This is a genomic window from Proteus sp. HMSC14B05, from assembly GCF_001808035.1.
GTDB lineage: Bacteria > Pseudomonadota > Gammaproteobacteria > Enterobacterales > Enterobacteriaceae > Proteus > Proteus mirabilis.
Genome location: NZ_KV791986.1, coordinates 41,647 through 57,709 on the forward strand (window position 1 = coordinate 41,647; position 16,063 = coordinate 57,709).

15 protein-coding genes and 1 riboswitch are annotated in these 16,063 nt (G+C 39.7%); of the genes, 4 read left to right on the plus strand and 11 right to left on the minus strand.

From position 1 onward, the window contains the following. Positions 1-2 precede the first annotated feature (2 nt). The 3 genes from HMPREF3129_RS08860 to HMPREF3129_RS08870 are packed head-to-tail and all read left to right on the plus strand — an operon-like array spanning position 3 to position 4,041. Positions 3-1,772: an ATP-binding cassette domain-containing protein gene (locus HMPREF3129_RS08860; protein WP_036919997.1), complete on the plus strand. Its 1,770-nt coding sequence runs from the start codon at positions 3-5 to the stop codon at positions 1,770-1,772. Beyond that, entirely contained in the window at positions 1,765-2,916 is a 1,152-nt protein-coding gene (locus HMPREF3129_RS08865; RefSeq protein ID WP_004244479.1) for an ABC transporter permease, read from the plus strand. Before HMPREF3129_RS08860 ends, HMPREF3129_RS08865 begins: the two co-directional genes overlap by 8 nt. A 15-nt stretch (positions 2,917-2,931) precedes the next feature. Next, positions 2,932-4,041 carry an ABC transporter permease gene (locus HMPREF3129_RS08870; protein WP_004244478.1) on the plus strand — a complete coding sequence of 370 codons (1,110 nt, stop codon included), beginning with the start codon at positions 2,932-2,934 and terminating at the stop codon, positions 4,039-4,041. A 128-nt stretch (positions 4,042-4,169) separates the two neighbouring features. On the opposite strand, the gene HMPREF3129_RS08875 is transcribed toward HMPREF3129_RS08870, so the two are convergent. The 5 genes from HMPREF3129_RS08875 to moaA all read right to left on the minus strand — a co-directional run bounded on the left by HMPREF3129_RS08875 (position 4,170) and on the right by moaA (position 7,281). Then, positions 4,170-4,880, minus strand: a complete 711-nt coding sequence (locus HMPREF3129_RS08875; RefSeq protein WP_004244477.1) for a Bax inhibitor-1/YccA family protein — start codon at positions 4,878-4,880, stop codon at positions 4,170-4,172. A gap of 194 nt (positions 4,881-5,074) precedes the next feature. Beyond that, positions 5,075-5,536 carry a molybdopterin synthase catalytic subunit MoaE gene (gene moaE / locus HMPREF3129_RS08880; RefSeq protein ID WP_004244476.1) on the minus strand — a complete coding sequence of 154 codons (462 nt, stop codon included), beginning with the start codon at positions 5,534-5,536 and terminating at the stop codon, positions 5,075-5,077. A 1-nt stretch (position 5,537) separates the two neighbouring features. Beyond that, entirely contained in the window at positions 5,538-5,783 is a 246-nt protein-coding gene (gene moaD, locus HMPREF3129_RS08885; protein ID WP_017827747.1) for a molybdopterin synthase sulfur carrier subunit, read from the minus strand. Continuing rightward, complete coding sequence (moaC, locus tag HMPREF3129_RS08890; protein ID WP_004247569.1) at positions 5,780-6,259, minus strand: cyclic pyranopterin monophosphate synthase MoaC; 480 nt, start codon at positions 6,257-6,259, stop codon at positions 5,780-5,782. The genes moaD and moaC overlap by 4 nt, the downstream gene beginning before the upstream one ends. Before the next feature lie 41 nt (positions 6,260-6,300). Beyond that, positions 6,301-7,281, minus strand: a complete 981-nt coding sequence (gene moaA / locus HMPREF3129_RS08895; RefSeq protein WP_004244473.1) for a GTP 3',8-cyclase MoaA — start codon at positions 7,279-7,281, stop codon at positions 6,301-6,303. Further along, positions 7,271-7,420: riboswitch (molybdenum cofactor riboswitch) on the minus strand. Its footprint overlaps the gene before it by 11 nt. Before the next feature lie 289 nt (positions 7,421-7,709). Between moaA and HMPREF3129_RS08900 the strand changes: the two genes are divergently transcribed. Then, positions 7,710-8,645, plus strand: a complete 936-nt coding sequence (locus tag HMPREF3129_RS08900) for a gluconeogenesis factor YvcK family protein (RefSeq protein ID WP_004244471.1) — start codon at positions 7,710-7,712, stop codon at positions 8,643-8,645. A 117-nt stretch (positions 8,646-8,762) separates the two neighbouring features. Here HMPREF3129_RS08900 and HMPREF3129_RS08905 read toward each other — a convergent pair whose 3' ends face one another. From HMPREF3129_RS08905 to bioB, 6 genes are all read right to left on the minus strand, one after another. Beyond that, the gene (locus tag HMPREF3129_RS08905; RefSeq protein WP_004252144.1) at positions 8,763-9,728 is read right to left on the minus strand and encodes a DUF1266 domain-containing protein; all 966 of its coding nucleotides are present in this window, start codon (positions 9,726-9,728) and stop codon (positions 8,763-8,765) included. Positions 9,729-9,916: 188 nt separating this feature from the next. Next, on the minus strand, positions 9,917-11,926 hold the full coding sequence (uvrB, locus tag HMPREF3129_RS08910) for an excinuclease ABC subunit UvrB (protein WP_004247566.1): 2,010 nt from the start codon (positions 11,924-11,926) through the stop codon (positions 9,917-9,919). A gap of 470 nt (positions 11,927-12,396) precedes the next feature. After that, on the minus strand, positions 12,397-13,083 hold the full coding sequence (gene bioD / locus HMPREF3129_RS08915; protein WP_004247565.1) for a dethiobiotin synthase: 687 nt from the start codon (positions 13,081-13,083) through the stop codon (positions 12,397-12,399). Then, positions 13,076-13,843: a malonyl-ACP O-methyltransferase BioC gene (bioC, locus tag HMPREF3129_RS08920; protein WP_036919995.1), complete on the minus strand. Its 768-nt coding sequence runs from the start codon at positions 13,841-13,843 to the stop codon at positions 13,076-13,078. Before bioC ends, bioD begins: the two co-directional genes overlap by 8 nt. Next, complete coding sequence (gene bioF, locus HMPREF3129_RS08925; protein WP_036919994.1) at positions 13,818-14,981, minus strand: 8-amino-7-oxononanoate synthase; 1,164 nt, start codon at positions 14,979-14,981, stop codon at positions 13,818-13,820. Before bioF ends, bioC begins: the two co-directional genes overlap by 26 nt. After that, positions 14,981-16,018 carry a biotin synthase BioB gene (gene bioB, locus HMPREF3129_RS08930; RefSeq protein WP_017628468.1) on the minus strand — a complete coding sequence of 346 codons (1,038 nt, stop codon included), beginning with the start codon at positions 16,016-16,018 and terminating at the stop codon, positions 14,981-14,983. The genes bioF and bioB overlap by 1 nt, the downstream gene beginning before the upstream one ends. Positions 16,019-16,063 lie beyond the last annotated feature (45 nt).

The following is a 16,063-nucleotide window of genomic DNA, read 5'->3' on the forward strand; positions in this document are numbered from 1 at the left end:
ATATGGATAACACAAATTACACCATCAATTTAAGCGGTGTTGAAAAACGCTTTGTTGGGCTTGAAAAACCGGCGGTTGCTTCACTCACCGCCACCATTACCGGTGGTTCAGTCACAGGTCTTGTCGGCCCTGATGGTGCGGGAAAAACAACCCTAATCCGCATGCTAGCAGGATTACTAAAACCTGATGCTGGTGAGATCAAAATTTTAGGAATGGATCCGCAAAAACAGAGTGTTGATGTTAGGGCTATCCTCGGTTATATGCCACAAAAATTTGGCTTATATGAAGATCTCACTGTGCTAGAGAATCTCAATCTTTATGCAGATTTAAAAAATGTTATTGGTGAAGAGAGAAAAAGAGTTTATCAACAGCTACTCTCTTTTACTGACTTAACACGTTTTACCTCTCGTCTAGCGGGTAATCTTTCTGGTGGGATGAAACAAAAATTAGGGTTAGCTTGTACTCTATTAGGTAGTCCCAAAGTCCTGTTATTAGATGAGCCCGGGGTTGGTGTTGATCCCATTGCCCGTCGAGAGCTTTGGCAAATGGTTCATACCTTAGCCGGTGATGGCATGCTTATCTTATGGAGTACCTCTTATCTTGATGAAGCAGAACAATGTAAAAACATTCTGCTACTGAATAAAGGTGAATTACTTTATAGCGGTGTACCTCAGACCTTAACTGCTAAAATGGCGGGACGCTCTTTTTTACTCAATGTTGAAGGTCATCAGCGTCGAAAAGTATTGCAACAAGCCATTATACAACCTCAAGTGACCGATGGCGTGATCCAAGGGCAATCTGTACGATTGATCTTAAAAAAACACAGTGACCAAACAGCATTGTTAAACGCCTTAGGAAAACCAGATGCAAAACTTATTCCGGCGACACCGCGCTTTGAAGATGCCTTTATTGATTTATTAGGTGGTGGCCCTTCTCATAAATCTGAACTGGCGGAGATCATGCCACAAATCCCCCCAGCACCCGATGAAACCGTTATTGAAGCTCAACAATTAACGAAAATGTTCGGTCAATTTGCCGCCACTGATCATGTTGATTTCCAAGTTAAACGTGGGGAGATTTTCGGATTATTAGGCCCTAATGGTGCGGGAAAATCGACAACCTTTAAGATGATGTGCGGGCTATTAGTACCAACGAGTGGTAAAGCATTAGTGTTAGGTATGGATCTGAAAGTCAGTTCAGGTAAAGCTCGCCAACATTTAGGTTATATGGCACAAAAATTCTCGCTATATAGCAACTTAAAAGTGGGGCAGAACCTGAAATTTTTTTCTGGGGTTTATGGATTATATGGTAAGCAACAACGCAATAAAATTAATGATATGATAACCGCATTTGGCTTACAGCCAATGATTAATCAAATCACCGATACCTTACCTCTTGGCTATAAACAGCGTCTTGCCCTTGCATGCTCTTTGATGCATGAGCCAGATATTCTTTTTCTTGATGAACCTACCTCAGGGGTTGATCCTTTAACACGCCGTGAATTCTGGCTTCATATCAATGGAATGGTGGATAAAGGTGTAACAGTGATGGTAACGACTCACTTTATGGATGAAGCTGAATATTGTGATCGTATCGGTTTGGTTTATCGCGGAAAAATTATTGCAGCAGGCGAGCCGGATTCATTAAAACAGATGGTAGCAACAAAAGAAAATCCGACCCCCTCTATGGAAGATGCTTTTATTGGATTAGTACTGGATTACGATAAAAAACTTGAACAAGAAAATCACCAAGGGAGCGAAAAACATGAGTAATTCGTCTCAATCATCACCTGCACACTTTTCTTGGCGACGTTTATATGCTCTTTGTTTAAAAGAGACTAAACAAATCACCCGTGATCCCAGTAGCGCGCTTATTGCTATTGTTATCCCCCTCACCCTACTGTTTATTTTTGGTTACGGTATCAACTTAGATTCAAGCAAATTAAATATTGGTATACTAACTAACCAACAAAGCCAACCGGCACAAGAGTTAGTGTATACTTTTACCAACTCTCCCTATATTAACGCCACCATCAGCGATAATCGCCAATTGCTTATCGATAAAATGCAAGCCGGAGAAATTCGTGGCATTGTGGTTATTCCTGTCGACTTTGCGCAATTATTAGCCCGACAAGATAGCAAAGCTCCCATTCAAGTGATCACCGATGGTAGTGAGCCAAATACCGCAAACTTTGTACAAGCCTATACCAAAGGGGTTTGGCAAATCTGGTTACAGCAACAAGCTTTAAGTCAAGGCATTCAGCAGCAACCATTAATTGAAATTGAGCCAAGGTATTGGTTTAACCCTGCCGCCATCAGCCAACACTATATTATTCCCGGTGCCGTCACTATTATCATCACCGTGGTTGGGGCTATTCTAACCTCTTTGGTTATCGCTCGAGAATGGGAGCGTGGCACCATGGAAGCCTTACTCTCAACCCAAATTACACGCACAGAATTACTGCTTTCCAAGCTTATTCCTTATCAAGTATTAGGCAGTTTTGTTATGGTGCTATGTATGTTGGTCACTGTCTATATATTAGGCGTGCCTTACCGTGGCTCATTATGGATTTTAGCGGGTATTACTTCACTATTTTTAGCCACTGCACTAGGTATGGGGCTACTGATCTCCACCCTAACTCGCAATCAATTTAACGCGGCAATGATCTCACTTAATGCGGCTTTTTTACCTGCGGTGATGTTATCAGGCTTTGTGTTTGAAATTGATAGCATGCCATTTTTTATTCAAGTAGTGACCTATTTTATTCCCGCACGTTATTTTGTTAGTAGCTTACAGACACTCTTCTTAGCGGGAGATATTCCGATGATCTTAATGCTAGATATGTGGCTATTAATTGTTTCAGCCATCTTTTTTATTGGCTTAACGGCGTTAGCAACACGTCGTCGCTTAGATTAATAAGGGAGAGTTTTTATGTTTCATCGTCTTCTCACCCTGATAATGAAAGAGCTACAGTCATTATTACAAGAGCCGCAAACACGGATTATCTTAATATTACCGGTTATCTTTCAGATGATCTTATTCCCTTTTGCTGCCACCCTTGATGTTACCAATGCCTCTGTTGCTATTTTTGATGAAGACAATGGTAAACAATCTATTGAATTAACCCAACGCATAGCCAAAGCCAGTGCTTTTTCTGAAACCCTATTATTAAAAAGTGAACATGAAATTAAAGAGACGATTAATAATCGTAAAGCCTTGCTATTGGTGCGTTTTCCACAAAATTTTAGTGCTAATTTAGCCAGTCATACTCCGGTAAAATTACAATTAATTCTTGATGGACGTAATTCTAATAGTGCACAAATTGCGGCAAATTATGTACAACAAATTGTGCAAAATTATCAAACAGAATTAGCCGGCGATACCCCATCTTTACTGAATAAAAGCGAATTAGTAGTACGTAATTGGTATAACCCCAATTTAAACTATAAATGGTTTATTGTGCCTTCTTTAGTGGCCTTAATTATCACCATCGGAGTAATGATAGTAACATCACTGTCTGTTGCTAGAGAGAGAGAGCAAGGGACATTAGATCAGCTATTAGTTTCACCGTTATCAACTTGGCAAATCTTTGTAGGAAAAGCGGTTCCTGCGATGGTTGTTGCGGCAGTACAGGGAACCATTGTATTAATTATCGGTATTTTCGGCTATCAAATACCTTTTTCAGGCTCACTGCTATTATTTTACTTTACCATGCTTATTTACGGTTTATCGCTGGTAGGTTTTGGGCTTTTGATTTCCGCGTTAAGTTCAACACAACAACAAGCATTCATTGGTGTGTTCGTATTTATGATGCCCGCAGTATTATTATCAGGCTATATTTCTCCAGTGGAAAATATGCCAGTTTGGTTACAGCAAGCCACATGGATAAACCCAATCCGTCATTTCACTGATATTACCAAACAAATCTACCTCAAAAATGCCGATATTACCGTAATATGGCATAGTTTATGGGCACTGATTGTTATTGCTATTGGGACAGGCTCTATTGCCTATTATCTTTTCCGCAGGAAGATAGTATAAAATCTCTACCTTGATAGATAAGAATAAACATCTCACGCTATAAATAGTATTTTATAAATACAAAAAATCCCATAACTGAAGAGGTTATGGGATTTAACTATGCGGTTATTAAACGACGCAGTTTATGATTAACGACGATCGCCTAAAATACGCAGTAACATTAAGAACAGGTTGATAAAATCTAAATAAAGCGTTAATGCACCCATAATTGAGTAACGGCGCATATTTTCTTTATCTTCTTGATTAATTTCGCTACCCATATCCTTTAATTTTTGTGTGTCATATGCGGTTAAACCAGCGAAAATCAGTACACCTGCGTAAGAGATAACCATGCTCATCATGCTGCTTTGCATAAAGATATTAACAATAGAAGCAATGATAATACCGATAAGCCCCATAAACAGGAAGCTACCCATCCCAGTTAAACTACGTTTAGTGGTGTAACCATAAACACTTAATGCACCAAACATTGCCGCACAGATAAAGAAAGTGCTAGCAACAGAGGAGTAAGTATAAACAATTAACACACTCGAAATAGTGACACCTGTTAATGCGGAATAGAGCATAAAGAGGGTTGTGGCAAGCGCACCACTCATTTTATGTACCATACCGGATAATATAAAAACTAATGCTAATTGAGCGATAATCAAACCAAAGAAAAAGATCTTATTAGTGAAGATCATCTCAATTAAAGTCGCGCTGGATGCAACATACAGAGCAACAAATGCAGTAAGTAACAGACCTACAGTCATCCAGCCATACACTTGCGCCATAAAGGTTTGTAGACCTGTACCAGTGCGCTGTACGATTGAATCATTTGAACGTGAAAATCGATCCATGATGATTACCCTTTAATCATAGTGATAACGTTGAATTTAACGATAACGTTTATTTCAGTAAAGAGCCCATTATGGACTCATTAGTGATTAATTTTATCACACTAATGTTACATTTCCACGAAATAAACTGTATAGAATGTCACCGTAAAATAAATTTAAGTAAAGTGATGTTGTCTTTGATTTCGCTTGATGAATTATTCCCAACGCTTAGCTGAATCATAGTCACTTTGGCGAGCATCAACCCATCTATCTTGGTTAGCTGATAGCCCCTCTTTTTTCCAAAAAGGCGCGCGCGTTTTTAAAAAATCCATAATAAATTCTGCGGATTCAAAAGCACTATGGCGATGTGCGCTGGTCACACCAACAAACACGATCTCTTCACCAATATTTAATTGGCCAACACGGTGGATGACGCTGACTCTTTGTAAAGGCCAACGCGCGCGTGCTTGCTCAACAATGTCATTTAACGCCTTTTCTGTCATACCAGGATAATGCTCTAGAGTTAGCGTATTAACTTCATCACCTAAATTATGATTACGCACTTTTCCTGTAAAAGTGACGACCGCACCATCACTTTCACACTCTGACAACCATTGATATTCATCACCAACATTAAAATGTTCGTTTTGGACTGATATACGGGTCAATGTACTCATCTTAGCCCCCTGTTACAGGTGGGAAAAAAGCCACTTCATCACCGTCTTTAATGGCATAATTGCCTTGAACAAAGGATTGATTTACCGCGGATAACAATTTGCCATCTTCAAGCGCTAATGCCCAACGATCGCCTTTGTTAATTAAAGCACGGCGTAAATCATCCACTGTTGAATAATCATTTTGTAATTCCAGTGAATCAACACCCACTAATTCACGCACTTGGGCGAAAAAAAGAACCTTAATCATGCATCCACCTTAAAGTGTCCCGATTTACCACCGGTTTTTTCTAATAAACGCACAGATCCTATGACCATATCTTTTTGTACTGCTTTGCACATATCATAGATAGTCAATGCGGCCACTGATGCGGCAGTGAGTGCTTCCATTTCAACACCCGTTTTACCCGTTAAGCGACACACTGATTCAATACGCACACGATTTGAGTCTGTAAGGGCTTCTAAATGGACTTCAACTTTGGTTAACAGCAATGGGTGACATAAAGGAATTAATTCCCATGTTCTTTTGGCTGCTTGAATACCCGCAATACGTGCGGTAGCAAAGACATCTCCCTTATGGTGTCGACCTTCGGTTATCATTGCTAAGGTTTCTGCTGACATTTCAACAAAGGCTTCTGCTCGCGCTTCACGTACGGTTTCAGCTTTGGCGCTAACATCCACCATATGCGCTTCACCGGCAGCATTAATATGAGTTAGTTGAGACATGCACAACTCCTGAAATTAACTAAATAACAGAGCGAAAAAACTTATCCACCAATCACAGAAAGATTAGGGGTAATACCACTATCGCCCTGATGAAGAAAATGTGTTTCTCTTTTATGAAGAAGTCCACCCTGAATACGCTGTTGTAGAGCTTGTTGTTGTGCATCATCAGCCAATAAATCGCGTAAAGGAATACCATTTTCGCCAAATAAGCAAAGATGAAGATTACCAATCGCAGAAACGCGTAAACGGTTACAGGTGACACAAAAGTCTTTTTCATAAGGCATGATAAGACCAATTTCACCTTGATAATCAGGATGAGTAAAGACTTGAGCTGGCCCATCACTACGGGCGCGAGGAATTTGTAGCCAACCTTCGTTAAGTAAACGTTGGCGGATCACTTCACCAGATAAATGAAAGCGATTAAAAACATCACTACCATCACCAGTTTCCATTAGTTCAATAAAGCGTAGTTGTATCGGTCTGTCTTTGATCCAATGGAGAAAATCAGGCAAGTTTTTATCATTTACGTTGCGCATTAGCACAACATTGACTTTCACTTTGTCATAACCTGCCGTAAAAGCAGCGTCTATTCCTTCCATCACTTGATGGAATTTATCTTGCCCGGTAATGGCATGAAATTGGCGGGGATCTAAGCTATCAACACTGACATTTATCGCACTTAGCCCCGCATCACGCCATTGTGCAACATCACGGGCTAAACGATAGCCGTTTGTTGTCACAGCAATCTTTTTAATGGCTGGGTTTTCATTAATAGTCGCGATAATATCAGTAAAATCTCGACGCATCGTAGGCTCACCACCCGTTAAACGGATTTTTTCTGTGCCTAATTCAGCAAAAGAGTGAGTCAGTCGGCGGATTTCATCCAGTGATAGAAAGGACTTATGACCATTTGGCTTGTAGCCATTAGGTAAGCAGTAAGTGCAACGGAAATTACACACGTCTGTGATTGATAGACGTAAATAGAAAAATTTGCGGGAAAACGCATCAACAAGTTGTTGCATAATAACACCTTTCCAAATTCGGGAGATGCGGGCATTTCTACCGTGCACCCTGGTGACTTAGTTAGTCACGGCCAGAACATCATATCCTTTGGATAAAGCTTGTTGACTTAGATGTTAAGGCTAGGAGTTAATCTTTACCTGTTTTTAACAGGTTCTTATACCAATATTTTATGTGTGGATTTTACCTGTTTATTTAATAAAAAGCGAATATTGTTTTCGTTATATAATTTACAATACAACGACTTACAACACTTTTTTTATTTTTATTCTATTTACACTCCCCTTACTCTTCCCTTTTATTTGTCTAAATAACCAGCAATCGATACTCATTCAAGATTAAGAATGTGATGAAATCACGCCGTGATCATAGGCTTAAATTATAATTGTGATAAATTAGCGGCAAATTTTTAAAAGTGAGTAAGACAATTATGCGAAATCGCACGCTAAGTGATTTAGATCGTGTTGTAGCCCTTGGTGGAGGTCATGGCCTTGGACGTGTGCTTTCAGCACTCTCCTATTTAGGAACTCGCCTTACGGGGATTGTCACGACAACAGATAATGGTGGCTCCACGGGACGTATTCGTAAAGACGAAGGCGGTATCGCGTGGGGAGATATGCGCAATTGTATTAATCAATTAATCACAGAGCCTTCCGTTGCTTCTGCGATGTTTGAATACCGTTTCTCCGGCACAGGAGAGCTTGCTGGACACAACTTAGGTAATCTTATGCTAAAGGCCTTAGATAACTTAAGCGTTCGCCCATTAGAAGCAATTAATCTTATCCGCGGTCTACTTAGAGTCAATGCTCATCTTATTCCTATGTCAGAACAAGCGGTTGATTTAATGGCCATTGATGATGAAGGAAATGAAATCTATGGCGAGGTCAATGTAGATAATTTACCGAGGATGCCTCGTCAATTAAAACTCTATCCAGACGTCACCACCACACGAGAAGCCATTGAAGCCATTGAGCAAGCTGATTTAATTTTAATTGGCCCGGGCAGTTTTTTTACCAGTTTGATGCCTTTATTGTTGCTACCTGATTTAGCTAAAGCATTACGTCGTAGCAGTGCCACTACTATTTATATTGGTAATTTAGGTAAAGAGCTTAGCCCTGCGGCTGCAAGTATGACGATGTCAGATAAAATCGCCATGATGGAAACCTATATTGGCTTACAAACTATTGATGCCGTGATTATTAGTCCAGAAACACAATATGAATCAATGAAAGGACGATTGATTGTTCAAGCGCAATTAGAGGCGAAAGATATTCCTTACCGTCATGATAGGCACCTATTAAGTAAAGCTATTGAATTAACACTTCAGCAATTAGGTCAACGTAATACCGCTTGTACAGCGAGTTAATCGTTATACCAATCAAAAAACCGCACTAAAATCATTATCTATCTCAGTGCGGTTAATTAGTCTTTATTAGATTATTTTCTTACTTTAACTGTGTAATTTTGTTTTACAAATAGACAATTAGCTATTAAGTGTTTTTAAAGTAATGCGTTCGCTGATCATTTCTTCTATTTCAGCCAGTGACATAGGCACATCATTTTTCATAAAACCTAATCCAGCTACGGCTCGTGTAAAAGACATTAAATCTAATGGGGGTAGCTCCATCACCCAGTTTTCTTCTGTCGCTAAGGTATTTTCTGCTTTGAGTATATTTTGTACGACATCGGAAAATGTTTGATGTGATGATGCCCAATTTTGATCACCACTTGCCCATAACCAACGAGTAGCAATAAAGTTTTGCCACATATCTTCCCAACCATCATAAATACGACGTAGCATTGATGCACTCATTAATGACCATGTTTGTGCTTCTTGCTGGGTAATATAACCTTGTTGGCAGCCTTCTAAGCAAAGCTTGTTAAAACGACAAAGATCCCAAATAAGATATTTTACATTTTGGATATTCATTCGATTGGTGTTCATCATATCGATTTGCCATAAACGTTCATTTTTATCATTTTCAGTTAAATCAGATAATAAAATATCGTTTTTTAATGATTGAATATCTTCTTCTTTGCCATTCAAAATCTGGTCACGTAACTGGTAAAAGTCATTGGTATGACCTTGAGTCAGCAACCAAAATAATTGGTAGATTAAATCCCACCGATCATTAACTCCCCAAGCCGCTGATAGCCCACCATCATCTTTACCTTGATTATATTCGTTATATGCCCATTCATTCATGACAGCATAAGGGGCTGCAACATATAATCCCCATTCATTAGGTAATAGCTGATTTACTGAACCTTCCGTTGTTGGAGTAGATAACGCAGACTCTGGATCAGTTGTTGCTGGCATTGCAGAGGTTGATAATTTATTGTCTTGCACGGCAAAGTTGCGTAACCACTTAAAAAGTACCACGAGGAAAAAAACACCAATAATGACTCCTACAGAGCTTGGAAACCCTGCATACACATAACCACTCATTCACTATCCTTAATGTCTTTTTTATCTTTGTAAATCATTGACTGTTTGTTAGTTGTAATATTTAAACAGTTGATTGCCTGCCAGGAAGGGAATAACAAAATAAATAAAAAGTGATAAAGAAATAACAAAAAAGAGCGTTATAAACGTTATAACGCCCCCCTGTAAGCTAATCTACTTAAATGTTCTTATTAAGAATTAGCAATAAATTGCGCACGCAAAGTTTGTAATTTATCCCGTGTTTGAGCCGCTTTTTCAAATTCAAGATCTTTAGCATGTTGATACATTTCCGTTTCTAAGCGCTGAATTTCTTTTTCTAATTCAGCCGTAGAAAGTAATGGATAATCTTCATGAGTATCAACCGCTTTATGTCCTTTCTTATTACGGCCTTGAGTCGGTTGACCAATCTTAAGAATATCACCAATTTTCTTATTTAAGCCTTTTGGCACAATGCCATGTTCAAGGTTAAATTGTTGCTGTTTTTCCCGACGACGTTCTGTCTCACCAATAGCTTTCGCCATAGAATCTGTTATTTTATCGCCATATAAAATAGCTTTACCTTCAAGGTTACGAGCAGCACGACCAATCGTCTGAATAAGCGAACGTTCTGAACGTAAGAATCCCTCTTTATCTGCATCTAAAATCGCCACAAGAGAGACTTCTGGCATATCTAACCCTTCACGAAGTAAGTTTATCCCCACCAGCACATCAAATTCACCTAGACGTAAATCTCGGATAATTTCAACCCGCTCGACGGTATCAATATCTGAGTGCAAATAACGTACCCGTTCACCATGCTCTTCAAGATATTCGGTCAGATCTTCCGCCATACGTTTTGTTAATGTTGTCACTAATACACGTTCATTTTTAGCTGCTCGTATACGTATTTCTGATAATAAATCATCAACCTGTGTGGCAACAGGGCGAACTTCAACCACCGGATCAAGTAAGCCTGTAGGTCTAACCACTTGTTCTACAATGTCATTACCTGATTTTTCTAGCTCATATTTGCCCGGTGTTGCTGAGACATAAATGGTTTGTGGTGCTAATGCTTCAAACTCTTCAAAACGCAATGGACGGTTATCCAACGCAGAAGGCAACCGGAAGCCATATTCTACTAACGTCTCTTTACGTGAGCGGTCGCCTTTATACATGCCGCCAATTTGCGGAATAGTAACGTGTGATTCGTCAATCACTAATAACCCATCAGCAGGCAAATAATCAAATAGCGTTGGTGGTGGCTCACCAGGCCCACGACCAGAAAGATAGCGGGAGTAGTTTTCAATACCTGAGCAATACCCCAATTCATTCATCATTTCTAAATCAAATTGAGTGCGCTGGGTAACTCGCTGCTCTTCAACCAATTTATCATTGGCTAATAGCACCTTACGTCTTTCAGCTAGCTCCTGTTTGATTTTTTCCATCGCATCCAGAATACGTTCGCGTGGCGTAACATAGTGGGTTTTAGGATAGACGGTGAAACGTGGCACATTGTAATGAATTTGCCCTGTGAGAGGATCAAATAGCGATAAACGCTCAACCTCTTCATCAAATAATTCAACACGTAAAGCGTAGTCATCAGATTCAGCCGGAAAGATATCGATCACTTCACCACGGACTCGGAAAGTACCGCGCTGAAAAGCCTGATCATTGCGGGTATATTGCAAATCAGCAAGTCGGCGTAAAATCGCACGTTGGTCAATAATCATGCCATTGCTTAAATGTAGCATCATTTTTAAATAGCTATCAGGATCACCCAAACCATAAATAGCTGAAACTGAAGAGACCACAATAACGTCTTTACGCTCTAAGAGAGCCTTTGTAGCCGATAGACGCATTTGTTCGATATGTTCGTTAACAGAGGCGTCTTTTTCAATAAAGGTATCGGAGCTTGGCACATAGGCTTCAGGTTGATAGTAGTCATAATAAGAGACAAAGTATTCCACCGCATTTTCAGGGAAAAACTCTTTCATTTCACTATAAAGCTGTGCAGCTAGCGTTTTGTTTGGCGCTAATACCATAGTAGGACGATTTAGGTTAGCTATCACATTGGCAATAGTGAAGGTTTTACCTGATCCGGTTACCCCTAATAAGGTTTGGTGAGCAAGTCCATCTTCTAACCCTTCACATAATGAAGCGATAGCAGTAGGTTGATCACCACCGGGTTTAAATTCTGAATGCAGTTTAAAAACTTTGCTCATATTCTTATCTCCTCGCAGACACTCCTTATGATACTGGATAAAAATCCAGCTTCAATCTCTATCTTACAAAAAATAATCTGAATAACGGATTTAAGTTATCCCCAGATTTTAATCAAAAAGTTTTTTAAAAAATCAACCCCTTATTTTAGGGATAAATCACTGAGAGTAAGTTGACGCTTTCGCACTATTGATTTTATTTAACTTATTAATAATAAACAATAAAAAATAAAAGTTGAGAATAACACCAATCTTTAGCAATGCCTTGTATTCTCTATATTTGGCGTATTTTTATTATGGTAATACACAAGGTTATCCACAGGAATAGTGGATAACTGAACAAAGTGCTTATACCACGGTAGGTTACAGCTTTTTTTCTTATTAAAAATAACCCTAATATTTAGCAAAAAAATAATTTTTTTATTTTTTTATACATGAAAATAAGCTGTTAAAATTGACTCAATGATGATGTATCAATGTGATTTGAGATAAGAGAGATCAAGATAAGAGGTAAAATTATGTTGTTTAACGTCTTGTGTTAAATAAGGAATTTTACCTAAAAGTGGTGCTTTAATATGCGTCATTAAAGTAGCTAAATACTGCTGTTGATACCGTCCGGCAGGCTCTACTTCATTTGCTACCCAGCCCGCTAAAGTCAACCCTGATTGCCAAATAGCTTGTTGCGTTAATAATGCATGATTAATACAACCTAATTTAATACCCACCGTTAAAATAACGGGTAATTTTTCTTCAATCACCCAATCTGCAAAGAATTGGTTTGCTGATAGTGGCGTAAACCATCCCCCAGCACCTTCAACTAATACCCAATCTGCGCGTTGTTGCAGATAAGATAACCCCTTCGACATAACCTGAAAATCAATAGGTTGTTTTGTTTCTTCGCTCACAATATGAGGTGATGTGGGGGTTTCAAAGCAATAGGGATTCACTTGCTGATAAGCCAAAGGGACGCTACTAAACTGTTGCAACGTTAATGCATCACTATTACGTAAACCTTCAGGTAACCATTCGCTACCAGATGCGACAGGTTTATAACCCGCCGTTTGATATCCTTGTTGTGTAGCACATTGTAATAATGCACTACTTACGACGGTTTTACCGACTTCGGTATCTGTTCCTGTTAAAAACCATGTTTTAGCCATGAGAAATCTTTCCTATAACGAGTTCATAAGTAAGTAAATATTTACCAGAGTCTGTTTTGCGCCAAACTTGCTCTAATTGACGCAGTTTTTGGCGTGTCATTAATCCTTTTGGCCGTTCTCCTTGCACAAAATTCGCGCCTACCCCTTTTAATGAGGTAAAAAGCTCAGGCAATGATGCATATTGTTCTGTCACCTTTTCAGTCACAAATTGATATTGAAAACCACTACAGGCTTGTTCAATCTGTTGGTAAGAGAGGAACGGGTTAACATGTTGGTGGTTATCAAGAAACTGCCAAGCGTCTCGTACCTCTTGTAACGTTGATGTTGCTAACGTAGAAAAATAGAGCGCCCCTTGTGGATTGACGACACTCATTAAGCTATTTACCGCAATGGTAAGATCATCACACCACTGCATAGCTAAATTGCTAAAAACGATATCTATGCTGTGGGGGGTGATCGCACAGTGCTCAATATCACTTTGTAAATAACAATTAGCCCGTTGTTGTTGTCTCGCCACTTGTAACATGGCATGAGATAAATCAAGTGCGATAACAAACCGCCCTTGTTGTCGCCATTTTTGACTGAAATACCCAGTGCCACACCCCGCATCTAGCACCCTATCCCCTGCTTGGTGGCGAGCTAAATACATCAATTTATCGCCACTATAACGTTGAATAGAGGCATGATGATCATAATGGCTAGCCGCTTTACTAAAACACTGGGCTATCTGCTGTTTATCTGTTTTGATTGAAGAAACCATGAAGAAGCTCGATTAACATCGCAATGTCAGAAATTTGGTGACGAGTCGTTAAAGTAATGCGTAAACGTGCGCTGTGAGGGGGTACAGTCGGTGGAAAGATCGCTTTTACCCAGAAACCTTCACGTTGTAAATAGTCTGAAAGTTGTTGACAGCGTAGTTCATCACCAATAATTAACGGTTGAATGGCTGTTTGTGAAGGTAATAATGTGACTGGAAGTGATGAGACACCTTGACGGAAAAAGCTAATAAGTTGTTGAAGATATTCTCGTCCTTCATCATCTTGTTTAATAACTTTTAACGCTGCATGTAAAGCAACGGCTTGTGCGGGGGGCATTGAGGTACTGTAAATTAAGTGACGTGAATATTGTTCGAAAAACTCAGCAGTCGCCTTATTACACAGTACAGCCGCACCACTAATACCAAAGGCTTTACCAAAAGTCGCTATTAATAACTCAGGTTTAATCCCTGCTTCATGGCAACTCCCTTTACCTTCTTTACCTAACACGCCAATACCATGCGCATCATCAACCATTAACCACGCCTGATGCTGTTGACTTATTTCTGCCATAGCCGCTAATGGCGCTTTATCACCATCCATGCTAAAAACCCCTTCTGTCACGACTAAGCTTTTATTCGCAGAGGTTTTATGAAGCCGCTGAGATAGAGATGGCGCAGAATTATGCAAAAAGCGCCATAAACTCGCCGGTGATAAGATAGCCGCTTCCATTAATGAAGCATGACAAAGTTTATCGGCAATGATGGCATCTTCTTTTTCAAGTAATGTCGCAATAACACCTTGATTAGCACTATAGCCTGAAGAAAATAATAGCGCATGATCGTACCCTAACCAGTCAGCGAGTTGTTGCTCTAACTGCTGATGGGCCTGTGTAAAACCGGTAATATGACCCGATCCCCCACTCCCTATACCATATTCATTCGCACCACGTTGCCATGCTTGAATAACATCAGGATGTTGGCTTATCCCTAAATAATCGTTACCAGAAAAATTAACATATTTATCACCAGACAGTGTGGTTAAATAGCGTCCATTACTATGCTGGATCACCTGTCTTTTTCGCCATAATGGCGTATTTCTACGCTCATTAAGTCGCCTATCTAGATAGTTTTGCCAACTCATTACAGTGCCGCGTTATAAAATTGTTCGGTGTCTTTTTCAGCAACAGCTTGTAGCAACGCGTCTTCTTGTTGCTGATCGCCCATCGAGACAGATAATCTTTCAGGATTTAAACCAAGCTTACGGAATAATTGGTGATCTTTATCTTCAGTGGGATTCGTAGTCGTTAATAATTTGCAACCATAAAAAATGGAGTTTGCGCCAGCCATAAAACAAAATGCTTGCGTTTGTTCACTCATTTGCTCACGCCCTGCTGAAAGTCGCACATAAGAGCGAGGCATCATAATACGAGCAACAGCAATAGTCCGAATAAAATCAAAGGGATCGACATCTTCATTATCAGCCAGTGGCGTACCTTTAATTTTGGCTAACATATTGATAGGTACACTTTCCGGCGGTTGCGGTAAGTTAGCTAATTGCACTAACATAGCGGCTCTATCTTTGACCTCTTCCCCTAAACCTAAAATGCCTCCAGAGCACACTTTAATGCCCGCATTACGTACTTTATCTAAGGTATCTAAACGGTCTTGATATGTCCGGGTGGTAATAATGCTACCGTAAAACTCAGGTGATGTATCAAGATTATGGTTATAAAAATCCAGTCCTGCTTGTGCTAAGCGTGAGGCTTGTGAATCATCAAGCTTACCCAATGTCATACAGGTTTCCATACCTAGCGCTTTCACTTCTTTGACCATCTGCTCAAGATAAGGCATATCACGCTCATGTGGATTACGCCAAGCCGCGCCCATACAAAAACGGGTTGAACCTGCTGCTTTTGCTTTTTTGGCTGATTCAATCACTTGTTGTACTTCCATTAAGCGCTCTTTTTCTAACCCTGTTTTATAGCGCGCACTTTGGGCACAATATTTACAATCTTCAGGACAAGCGCCTGTTTTTATCGACAGTAAGGTGCTGACTTGAATTTGTGAAGGATCAAAATGTTGACGATGCACTTGTTGCGCTTGAAAAACCAAATCTAAAAATGGCATATCAAACAGTGCCCTAGCTTCTTTTAATGTCCAACGTTTTAACGTACTCACAATACATTCTCCTGTTCAAAAGTGATTGCCAGTTTAAATAATAGG

Coding starts and splice junctions, on each gene's coding strand:
- bioF (WP_036919994.1), bottom strand. CDS start 14,981: ATGAGTTGGCAAAACTATCTAGATAGGCGACTTAATGAGCGTAGAAAT.
- HMPREF3129_RS08905 (WP_004252144.1), bottom strand. CDS start 9,728: ATGAGTGGTTATGTGTATGCAGGGTTTCCAAGCTCTGTAGGAGTCATT.
- HMPREF3129_RS08875 (WP_004244477.1), bottom strand. CDS start 4,880: ATGGATCGATTTTCACGTTCAAATGATTCAATCGTACAGCGCACTGGT.
- HMPREF3129_RS08870 (WP_004244478.1), top strand. CDS start 2,932: ATGTTTCATCGTCTTCTCACCCTGATAATGAAAGAGCTACAGTCATTA.
- bioC (WP_036919995.1), bottom strand. CDS start 13,843: ATGGTTTCTTCAATCAAAACAGATAAACAGCAGATAGCCCAGTGTTTT.
- moaE (WP_004244476.1), bottom strand. CDS start 5,536: ATGAGTACATTGACCCGTATATCAGTCCAAAACGAACATTTTAATGTT.
- moaD (WP_017827747.1), bottom strand. CDS start 5,783: ATGATTAAGGTTCTTTTTTTCGCCCAAGTGCGTGAATTAGTGGGTGTT.
- HMPREF3129_RS08900 (WP_004244471.1), top strand. CDS start 7,710: ATGCGAAATCGCACGCTAAGTGATTTAGATCGTGTTGTAGCCCTTGGT.
- moaA (WP_004244473.1), bottom strand. CDS start 7,281: ATGCAACAACTTGTTGATGCGTTTTCCCGCAAATTTTTCTATTTACGT.
- HMPREF3129_RS08860 (WP_036919997.1), top strand. CDS start 3: ATGGATAACACAAATTACACCATCAATTTAAGCGGTGTTGAAAAACGC.
- HMPREF3129_RS08865 (WP_004244479.1), top strand. CDS start 1,765: ATGAGTAATTCGTCTCAATCATCACCTGCACACTTTTCTTGGCGACGT.
- uvrB (WP_004247566.1), bottom strand. CDS start 11,926: ATGAGCAAAGTTTTTAAACTGCATTCAGAATTTAAACCCGGTGGTGAT.
- moaC (WP_004247569.1), bottom strand. CDS start 6,259: ATGTCTCAACTAACTCATATTAATGCTGCCGGTGAAGCGCATATGGTG.
- bioD (WP_004247565.1), bottom strand. CDS start 13,083: ATGGCTAAAACATGGTTTTTAACAGGAACAGATACCGAAGTCGGTAAA.